Raw genomic sequence first — 9,707 nt, forward strand, 5'->3', positions numbered from 1 at the left:
CGCCGCCGAACTTCTTCGACAGAACGGTTGCGATTGCAGCGGTCAGGGTGGTCTTACCATGGTCAACGTGACCGATGGTGCCAACGTTCACGTGCGGCTTAGTCCGCTCGAACTTTTCTTTTGCCATTTTAGACTCCTAACAATGTTAAGTATGCTGGGCACGCGCCCGACTGTCAGATTGGTACTTCTGGAATTCTGGTGCCCTTGACGTGGATTGAACACGTGGCCTCTCCCTTACCAAGGGAGTGCTCTACCACTGAGCTACAAGGGCAGCATGTTGACCATGTAAATACTGGAGCGGGTGAAGGGAATCGAACCCTCGTCTTAAGCTTGGAAGGCTTCAGCTCTACCATTGAGCTACACCCGCGAGGTTCCGACTTCTTTCGACTACTTCACTCAGCTTCCTGCATTTGGTGGAGGGGACTGGATTCGAACCAGTGTACTCATAAGAGGGCAGATTTACAGTCTGCTGCCTTTAACCACTCGGCCACCCCTCCGCGAAGGAACCGCAGAGTATGAAGCAACTTCTCAACACTGTCAATACCGTTATTTGCTTATTTCGCAAACGCTGCATGACCGTGCGCTTCGGGGCGAGATTGTAAGGGCTAGTCCTGCAAAAATGCAAGTGTTGTTTTTGCGTTGCACATTTTGATTTAGAATCGGTCAACTTATCCCGCACTCCGGAGCGCTCTTTCCGTGATCAAACCCGCCCCCGGCTGGCCGCGTACGCTGGCCGCCAACCTCCTGCTGCTGGCGGTGTACGCCGTGGTGGGACGCTTCTGCCTCCACCTGTCGCTGGCGCCCGGTTATGCCAGCCCCCTCTTCCTGCCAGCCGGCATCGGCCTGGCGGCAGTCGTCACCTACGGGCCGCGCCTGCTGCCGGGCATTGCGGCCGGCGCCATCCTGATCAATTTCCTGCCGCTGCCCGGCGCGCCCAACCCGCTCACGCTGCCGCCGCTGGCGCAGGGCTTGGCCGCCGTCGCCGCCGGCATCGCCTCGGCGCTGCAAGCCTGGCTGGGCATGCTGTACTTCCGCCGCGCCATCCGCCCCGAGATCGGTGCCGGGCGCGATGTGCTGCGCTTCCTGCTGCTGGCCGTGTGCGTCACGCTCACCAGCAGCACGCTGTCGAACGCGGCCGGGGTGGCCGCCGGCGCCATTGCGCGCCAGGACTGGCTGACCAGCTGGCTGACCTGGTGGATCGGCGACGCCATTGGCGTGCTGCTGGCCGCGCCGCTGTGCTGGGTGCTGTTTGGCCAGCCGCGCGGCCTGTGGCAACGGCGCCGCATGCTGGTCGGCGTACCGCAGCTACTGCTGGTGACGCTGTGCGTGCTGCTCTACGTGCTGGTGGCGCGCTGGGAAACGCGCCAGCACCTGGAGGGCTTCCGCCTCAAGGCGCAGCAGGTGGGCGATCTGCTGCAGGCCCGTTTTTCCGAGCATGAACGCTATGTGCTGGCCATGGCGCGCGCCATCAACCGCTATGGCCGCGTGATGTCGGCCGCCGGTTTCGACAAGATCGCGCACGGCTACCTGGACCAGCGGCCGGAGCTGCTGTCGATGGCCTGGCTGCGCCCGGTCAGCGCCACCGAGCGGCCCGCCTTCGATGCGTGGGCGCGCGACACGCTGGGGCCGGATTTCCGCATCATCGCCCCCACCAGCCGGCCGGAGCACACGCACAGCCACCTGCCGCACGCGCACGCCACGCTGCCGCCCGGCGAACACATGGTGACCCTGTTCATCGAGCCGGCCGCGCGCCGCCACTACCTGGGCCTGGACTGGCTGGCGGAACCGGTGCGCGCGCAGGCGGTGCGCGCCGCTTTGGCCAGCGGCCGCCCCGTGGCCAGCGCCCCGGTGCTGCTGTCGCAGCCGGGCGAAGGCAGCGGCGTGGTGCTGCTGCAGGCGGTCGACCCGGGCGATGGCCAGCCGGCCGCCGGCATGCTGATGCTGGCCATGCAGATCGATTCCTATGTGCATGGCGCACTGAGCGGCAGCGACTTCCCGCACCTGCAGGCGCGCCTGGTGGACCGCAGCCAGCCCGGCCCGACCACGCTGGTGGACCAGCTGACGCGCACACCGACCGGCGACGATTACTGGCGCAAGCTCAGCTTCGGCGGCCGCGAGTACGAACTGGTGCTGGCGCCCTCGCCCGCCTACATGGCGCACCAGCACGGCTGGCAAAGCTGGCTGGTGCTGAGCGCCGGCCTGCTGCTGACCGGCCTGCTGGGCGCGCTGATGCTGCTGACCAGCGGCGAACGTGCCCAGATCCAGCAGCAGGTCAAGGAAAGCACGGCGCGCCTGCGCGAGCGCGAAGCGCGCCTGCAAGCCATCCTCGACAAGGCGGCCGACGCCATCCTGACCATCGGCGGCGACGGCTTGCTGGTGTCGGCCAACGCCGCCGCCAGCCGCCTGTTCGGCTATGCGCCGGACGCCCTGGCCGGCGTGCCGCTGGCCACCCTGCTGCCGGAAGCGGAAAGCGACAGCGCCGCCCGCCTGCTGCGCAATATCGCCAGCGGCGCCACCCATGAACACGAATCGAGCGGCCGCCGCGCCGACGGCAGCATCCTGCCGATCGCGATCTCGGTCAGCGAAGTCGAACTCCCGGACGGCAATATCTTCGTCGCCATCCTGCACGACCTGACCGAGCAGCAGCGCGCCCAGGAGCGCATCTACCGCCTGGCCCACCACGACCCGCTGACCGGGCTGGACAACCGCCTCTCACTCAACCTGCGCCTGGACCAGCTGCTGGCGCAGACGCGCCGCCTGCAGGGCGCGGCAGCGGTGATGTTCCTCGACCTCGACCACTTCAAGAAAATCAACGACACCCACGGCCACGCCACCGGCGACCAGCTGCTGGTGGCGGTGGCCGACCGCCTGCGCGAGCTGCTGCGCGAAGTCGACACCATTGCGCGCCTGGGCGGCGACGAGTTCATCGTGGTCACCTCCGGCAGCGTGTCGCCGGCCGACGCCACCCATATCGCCATGCGCATCGTGCATGCGCTGGCCGAGCCGTTCCAGCTGGACGGCAAGACCATCCACACCGGCACCAGCGTTGGCGTCGCCATGTTCCCGCAGGATGGGACGGACAGCGCCACCCTGCTCAAGCATGCCGACACCGCGATGTACGCCGCCAAGAGCCACGGGCGCGGCAACTTCCAGTTCTTCGAGGCGGCCATGAATGCCGCGACGCACGAGCGCTTGATGATGGAAAACCGCCTGTGGCAGGCGCTCGAGCTGCAGCAGTTCGAACTCTACCTGCAGCCGCAGGTAGACCTGGCCAGCCGGCGCGTGATCGGCGCCGAGCTGCTGCTGCGCTGGCACCATCCGGAACTGGGCATGGTGGGGCCGGACCGCTTTATCCCGATCGCGGAAGAGTCGGGGCTGATCCTGCCGCTGGGCGAGTGGGTCTTGCAGCAGGCGGTGGCCCTGCTGCAGCGCTGGCAGGGCCAGCTGCGGCTGGCGGTCAACCTGTCGGCGCGCCAGTGCCATGGCGGCGCCCTGCTGCCGCTGCTGGACCGGCTGCTGGCCGACAGCGGCGTCGATCCGGCCCTGCTGGAGCTGGAGATTACCGAGTCGGCAGCGATGCAGGATCCGGAACGCAGCCGCAACCTGCTGCGCGAGCTGCGGGCGCGCGGCTTCACCGTGGCGATCGACGATTTCGGTACCGGCTATTCCTCGCTCAGCTACCTGAAACTGTTTGAGATCGACCGGATCAAGATCGATCGCGCGTTTGTGAAGGATATCGAGACTGATCCGAACGATGCGGTGATCGTCACCGCCACCATCGGGCTGGCGCATGCGCTGGGGCTGGGGGTGGTGGCGGAGGGCGTGGAGACGGAGGCGCAGCTCGACTTCCTGCGCAGCAAGCATTGCAATGAGGCGCAGGGCTACCTGTTTGCGCGGCCGATGCCGGTGGGGGAGTTTGAGAACCTGCTGAACCCGGGAAACCTGGGTCTGACCCAAGGGTCAGACCCCGTTGATGCCGCCGCCGCGGGGTTGGGTCAAGGCCTTTGACTTTCGTCGAAGATCAACAGCGCACAACCAACACCCGCAGCCTTCGCACAGACAGGGTCTGCCCCTTGGGTCAGACCCGGTTTACCGGGTTTTACGGCGACAGTGCCGCCAGCACCTGCGCCTTCAAGGCCCGGATCAGTGAAGTCTCATCCGGCGGCACCCCCTCCGGCGCCGGCTGCGCCCGGTCCGCATAGAACAAGCCCAGCTGCACCCCCTGCACCACCAGCGGCAGTACGATAAAGCTGCGCGTATCCGGCAGCAGTTCCAGGTGCCACTGCGGCAGCAGATCGCGGATCTTGGCCGCGCTCGCATCCGCAATCATCAGGTCCGCATCGTTATCCAGCGCCAGGTGGAACAAATCCTTCCCCTGCAGCGGGAACACAAACCGCTCCTGCCGCTGCGCCACCTTATCGCCCAGCGCGATGCGGGCCCGGAACTGCCCCGCCTTGGTATCCTTCAAGCACACCGTCGCAAAGCGGAAACCCATGCTGCGGTACAGAGTTTCCAGCACCTGCTGGATCAGCTCGTTGACGCGCGCCTTGCCCTGCACCCGCATTTCAGTCAGCTCCTGCACCCCCGCCAGCAACTGCTCGCGCGCATCGTATGGCTTGCCGCTCGGATAAGCGCCCTCCTTGGTGCCCGCGTCCAGGCTGGCCAGCGCCAGCACGCTTGGCAAGGTGCCCGCCGAACCATTGCCGGCCGTCGCCTCCGCTTCCGCATACGGATCGCCCGGCGTACTGGCCACGCCGCCGGCGGCGCCATCCAGCTGCATGCTGTTGAGCAGCGCATCCATGCTGCTGCGCGCGCCCGCCAGCACCTTGGTGACCTGCTCGCGCTCCAGGCCCAGCGCATTGCCGAAGCGCTGGTGCAGCAGGCGCACATCGTCCGCCCCGGCGCCGCCGGCGCGGGTCAGCGCGCGCGCTGCCTCCATGCCGAAGCTCACCACCTGGCGTATCCATTCCGCGCGGTCGGGCGGCGGACGCAGGGTGCCGCCCGGCAAAGGCGCCAGCGAACGCACGATCACGTCCGGGATCTTCCATTCGCGCAGCACGGCCGCCGTCAGCGTGTCGTAGGTGCTGCCCAGGATCATCTGCGAGGCCTGCGCCTGGGTATGCTGGCCGGCCGCCATCAGCGCATTGATTTCGCGGAAGCGCTCATGCTCGCGCGAGGCGATCAGCAATGGCCCCAGGTTCTTGAACAGCGCCCCGATGGCGGCCTCCTCCGCCTTCTGGTAAGGGCTGTAGCGCGCCAGTTCGCGCCCCACCAGGCTGGCGCACAGGGCCGCCTCCAGCTCCACCCGCACGCTCTGCGCATGCTTGCTGTTGGCCAGCGTATCGACCAGCAGCATGGCCAGCGCCGTGGTTTTCACATTATCGAAACCAAGCAGCGAAATCGCGTGGGAAATCGTGGTCACTGGCGCGCCCGACGCTTGCCGGTACTGCGGGGTATTGGCCAGGCGCAGGATTTTCTGGGTCAGCGCCACGTCCGACAGCACGTGGTAAGCGAGGCTTTGCGTGCCCTGGTCGTCGGAATCGGCCATCTGCACCACGCGCGCGATCGAGACGCCAAGCGCAAACAGGCCCTCATCGTCACTGCAAAGCTTCTTCAGCAAATAGGCGCGGACTGGGCGGTCTTCGGGGTTGGGACTGGAGCTCATGGCCCATTGTAGCGCCAGCAGCTATCAGATCGCGACGCGCACACCGGCTTCGCGCCGGGCGGCGGGACGGATGTTGTATTTCTTCAATATATCCTGGTGCAAGCCGGCCAAGGCATTCAGCTTGCTGTTGGCCGGGTCGAGGCGGCGCACGGTGCCCACCAGCGCCAGCGCGTGGCGGCCCAGGGCATCGTCCCAACCCTCGTTCTCCAGGCACTTGAGGATAGCCACCGCCGCATTGAAGGCTACCTGCGCATTGTCCGGCAGCTTGGCCACCGCCTCCAGCATCAGGTCGACCGCGCCGCGGAAGTCGCCGCGTTTGGCCAGCGCCGCACCGGCCGCCACCATTTCGCCGACCTCGTTGCGGCTTTCGTCGGCCAGGCGCTGCGCCAGTTCGGCGTGGCCGTTCTGCTCCATCATGCGCATGGCACGCGCCATGGCGCCCGGCGTGGCGGCATTGCGCATCACGTCGCGCATCACTTCCGTGGCCTGCTCCTGCTTGCCCGCTTCCAGGCAGGTGCGCGCCAGCTCCATCTTCATTTCATTGGACAGGCCGCTGGCCACGCGCACGCCGTTCACCGCGTAGTCGAGCGAGGCATTCATGCGCGCCGTGTTGCCGGTGAATTCGTGCAGCGCCGCCGACGCGATGGCGCTGCAGACATCGGTATTGCGGGCGCCGGCCAGCGACTTGTCCAGGTCGCGGATCACGGCCGCCGCCTGCACCGGGTCGCCCTTCTTGACCAGGGTTTGCGCCAGCTTGGCGTGGTCTTCCGGCGTGCGGAACTCGGAATAGCGCGTCTTGCTCACCACCTGCTTGAAGGCGCGCTCGGCGCCCTCGACATCGCCCGCCTCCAGCGCCACCTCGCCCAGCCGGCGCAGGCGCCGCACGGCATGCGGCGACAGCTCGACCGCATTGTTCAGCACAGCCTGCGCCGCCGCCAGGTCGCCGTTCGCCTCATGGGTGCGCGCCAGCCAGTCGTAGGCATCGAGGAAGCGGCTGTTCTTGCCCAGCAGGTCCTCCAGCATCGTACGCGCCTCGTCGTAGCGCCCGCGCAGGTACAGCGTCTTGGCCTGGCCCAGCCGGGCCCAGTGGATATGGCGCGTCTCCCACAGTTCGGCGTAGATCGGCTCCGCCAGCTCCGGTTCGCCGGCCTGGATATGCATTTCCGCCCGCAGGCGCTTGAAGTCGCAGGCAAAGCGCGGCTGCGCCAGCTCGCCCGCGGCGCACGCCTCGATGGCGGCGCGCAGGTCGCCCATGTCGACCAGCTGGTGCACCGGCACCAGGGCGTTGCGCCGGTCCAGCGCGCGCCAGATGCGCTCCAGCATGGCATCGGCGGCAAACGGCTTGAGGATGTAATCGTTGGGCATCAGCTCGGCGGCGCTGACCACCTTGCTGAACTGGCCCTCGCCGGTGACCATGAAGAACATGGTGCCGGCATTGATCAGGCGGTGATGGCGCAAGTCTTCCAGCATCTGCTGGCCGTCCTGGCCGCCTTCCAGCGCGTACTCGCACAGGATCAGGTCGTAGGTTTTGGCTTCCAGGGCACGGATGGCCTGGTTCGAGCTGGCTGCGTCTTCGATGCGGTCCAGCCCGCACAGGCTCAGCATATTGTGCAGGCTGGCGCGCATGCTGGGATTGGGCTCGATGACCAGCGCTGTCAGGCCCTTCAGTTCATTCATGGCTTCCGGCGGTAGGGCAAGGGCTGCCCTTATTTTAGCGCTTGCACGCTACGCGCCGTGAGATTTCGTGAGAATGGACGTGGCAGCGCGGCGCGGCTGCCACAGTCGGGTTAGCCTAGCCTTGGCCCAGGCCCGGGTTGCGCTCGACCACATCGATCAGGGCGGTCACCACCTCGGGGTCGAACTGGCTGCCGGCACGGTCGCGGATATAGGTCATCACTTCCGGATACGGCCACGGCTCCTTGTAGGGGCGCTCATGCAGCAGCGAGTCGAACACATCGACCACCGCCACGATGCGCGCCGACAGCGGGATTTGCTTGCCTTTCAAGTGTCCCGGATAGCCGTTGCCGTCCCAATGCTCATGGTGGCCGCCGGCAATCTCCGCGCCATAGGTCAGGTAGCTGACACCGTCGACCATATTGGCCGCCCGTTCCAGCACGCTGCGCCCGACGGCGGCGTGGGTTTGCATCAAGGCCCGCTCCTCCTCGGTATGCGCGCCCGGCTTGAGCAGGATATGGTCCGGCGTTGCCACCTTGCCCACATCGTGCAGGATCGACGCCAGGCCGATCATGTCGATCAGCTGCGGCGTCAGCTCCTCGTCATACACGCCGCGCTCCTTCATGCGCGCGGCAATGGCGGAGGACAGCTGCTGCACCCGGCGCACATGGCCGCCAGTGCAGCCATCGCGGAATTCCGCCAGGTCTGCCAGCGCCACCACGGTCGCTTCCTGCGCCTTGCGCAGCTGGCCGAACATGTACAGGTTGTCAAACGCAGCGGCAATACGCTCGCAGAACACTTCCAGCAAATCGCGCTGGATCTGGGCCAGCGGCCACGGCGGCGTGACCGAAATTAGCACGTCGCGGTTTTCCTGGGTGTGGATATAGAGCACATTGGCCGGATGGTCGAACTGGCTCTTCTTCTCCTCAAACGCCTTGCGGATGGTCGGCCACAGCGGGTGGCCGGGCGGCATCTGCTCGTTCTCGGCCAGTGGCGCATAGCCGCCGGTGGCCGCCACCACGGTGGTGTCGCCAGTATCGACCTGCATCAGGCACAGCACGCCATCGGCGCCCACGTCGAGGATGGCCGACACCTGGTTCAGCACGCCGGACGCGAATTCGCGCAGCGAATGGATCTGGTACAGGTTGGTCGCGCCGGCCAGGATCTTGCCCAGGCCGATGCGCGAACGCTCCAGCATGTTCAGGCTCTCATACGCGCGCAGGGCCGAGATCACCGTAGTGAACAGCTTCTGCGTGGTCAGCTCGGTCTTGGCCTTGTAATCGTTGATATCGTATTCGATGATGACGCGCTGTTCCGGCGCCTGGCCCGGCTGGCCGGTACGCAGCACCACGCGCACGATGGAGTTGTGCAGCTCTTCGCGGATGCGGCGCGCCAGCAGCAGGCCCGCATCGTCGGTTTCCATGACAACATCCAGCAGCACCAGCGCGATATCAGGCGTATCGCGCAGGATTTCAAAAGCCTCGCGGCCGCTATAGGCCGAAAACAGTTCCAGCTCGCGCCCCTTGAAGCTCACATTGCGTAGCGCCAGGCGGGTGACCGCGTGCACGTCCTGGTCATCATCCACGATCAGCACGCGCCACAAGCGCTGTTCAGGGGAGCCAGCCGATGATGGTTGCTTGTCTTCTTCGTCTTCTTCCAGCAGCCAGTTGTCATCGACGGCGTGGGGGTCCGTCATGAAGTCTCCTTGATTAAAATAGACTAATCTTTACATCCAGCATAATCAGATTTGACTTACGTCGCAATTAAAACTTGCCCACTCGTAAATCGCTTTGCACTCTGATACGCTTTGACAACACCGACCTTTGCTAAAGGAAAAATCATGCAAGTGAGCACTGCGCAAGAAGACGCCAGCCAAGGAAAGGAATTCCTCGCATTCAAGCTGGGCGCCGAAGAATATGGCATCGACATCCTGAAGGTGCAGGAAATCCGCGGTTACGAAGCGGTGACCCGCATTGCCAACGCCCCCGAGTTCATCAAAGGCGTGATCAACCTGCGCGGCATCATCATCCCGGTGGTCGACATGCGCATCAAATTCAAGCTGGGCGAGCCGGTGTACGACCAGTTCACGGTGGTAATCATCCTCAACATCAATGGCCGCGTGGTCGGGATGGTGGTGGATTCGGTATCCGACGTGACGACGCTGACGCCGGACCAGATCAAGCCCGCGCCCGACATGGGCACCGCCTTCAGTTCCGAATACATGATTGGCCTTGGCACGGTGGGCGAGCGCATGCTGATCCTGGTCGACATCTACCGCCTGATGTCCAGCCCCGACATGGGCCTGAGCGAAACCCTCACCGCCGGCACCTGAAAAAATTCGGGGTCAGGTCTGACAATCGGACAAATC

General features: G+C 65.5%; 6 protein-coding genes and 3 tRNA genes. 2 read left to right on the forward strand and 7 right to left on the reverse strand.

Annotation, left to right across the window (positions count from 1 at the left end):
* The 4 genes from ACE3TQ_RS26385 to ACE3TQ_RS26400 form a co-directional block, all read right to left on the reverse strand.
* The coding region (locus ACE3TQ_RS26385) for a GTP-binding protein (protein WP_374583365.1) at positions 1-127 on the reverse strand (127 nt) is incomplete at its 3' end.
* 69 nt (positions 128-196) lie between these two features.
* Positions 197-271: transfer RNA gene (locus tag ACE3TQ_RS26390), tRNA-Thr, on the reverse strand.
* A gap of 22 nt (positions 272-293) precedes the next feature.
* Positions 294-367, reverse strand: a tRNA-Gly gene (locus ACE3TQ_RS26395).
* Between the two features lie 44 nt (positions 368-411).
* Positions 412-497: transfer RNA gene (locus tag ACE3TQ_RS26400), tRNA-Tyr, on the reverse strand.
* Between the two features lie 199 nt (positions 498-696).
* On the opposite strand from ACE3TQ_RS26400, the gene ACE3TQ_RS26405 reads away from it, so the two are divergent.
* The gene (locus ACE3TQ_RS26405; protein WP_374586657.1) at positions 697-4,008 is read left to right on the forward strand and encodes an EAL domain-containing protein; all 3,312 of its coding nucleotides are present in this window, start codon (positions 697-699) and stop codon (positions 4,006-4,008) included.
* Positions 4,009-4,099: 91 nt separating this feature from the next.
* On the opposite strand, the gene ACE3TQ_RS26410 is transcribed toward ACE3TQ_RS26405, so the two are convergent.
* The 3 genes from ACE3TQ_RS26410 to ACE3TQ_RS26420 all read right to left on the reverse strand — a co-directional run bounded on the left by ACE3TQ_RS26410 (position 4,100) and on the right by ACE3TQ_RS26420 (position 9,035).
* Positions 4,100-5,665 (reverse strand): HDOD domain-containing protein, encoded by a 1,566-nt coding sequence (locus ACE3TQ_RS26410; protein WP_374586659.1) that lies wholly within the window; start codon positions 5,663-5,665, stop codon positions 4,100-4,102.
* A gap of 24 nt (positions 5,666-5,689) precedes the next feature.
* The gene (locus ACE3TQ_RS26415) at positions 5,690-7,342 is read right to left on the reverse strand and encodes a tetratricopeptide repeat protein (RefSeq protein WP_374586661.1); all 1,653 of its coding nucleotides are present in this window, start codon (positions 7,340-7,342) and stop codon (positions 5,690-5,692) included.
* A 115-nt stretch (positions 7,343-7,457) separates the two neighbouring features.
* Entirely contained in the window at positions 7,458-9,035 is a 1,578-nt protein-coding gene (locus ACE3TQ_RS26420; protein ID WP_374586663.1) for a DUF3369 domain-containing protein, read from the reverse strand.
* Positions 9,036-9,179: 144 nt separating this feature from the next.
* On the opposite strand from ACE3TQ_RS26420, the gene ACE3TQ_RS26425 reads away from it, so the two are divergent.
* On the forward strand, positions 9,180-9,671 hold the full coding sequence (locus tag ACE3TQ_RS26425) for a chemotaxis protein CheW (RefSeq protein WP_374586665.1): 492 nt from the start codon (positions 9,180-9,182) through the stop codon (positions 9,669-9,671).
* Positions 9,672-9,707 lie beyond the last annotated feature (36 nt).

It is taken from the genome of Pseudoduganella sp. (assembly GCF_041914865.1).
GTDB lineage: Bacteria > Pseudomonadota > Gammaproteobacteria > Burkholderiales > Burkholderiaceae_D > Rugamonas.

Excerpts from the sequence above, each read along its gene's own strand:
- ACE3TQ_RS26425 (WP_374586665.1), top strand. The coding sequence starts at position 9,180 with ATGCAAGTGAGCACTGCGCAAGAAGACGCCAGCCAAGGAAAGGAATTC.
- ACE3TQ_RS26420 (WP_374586663.1), bottom strand. The coding sequence starts at position 9,035 with ATGACGGACCCCCACGCCGTCGATGACAACTGGCTGCTGGAAGAAGAC.
- ACE3TQ_RS26410 (WP_374586659.1), bottom strand. The coding sequence starts at position 5,665 with ATGAGCTCCAGTCCCAACCCCGAAGACCGCCCAGTCCGCGCCTATTTG.
- ACE3TQ_RS26415 (WP_374586661.1), bottom strand. The coding sequence starts at position 7,342 with ATGAATGAACTGAAGGGCCTGACAGCGCTGGTCATCGAGCCCAATCCC.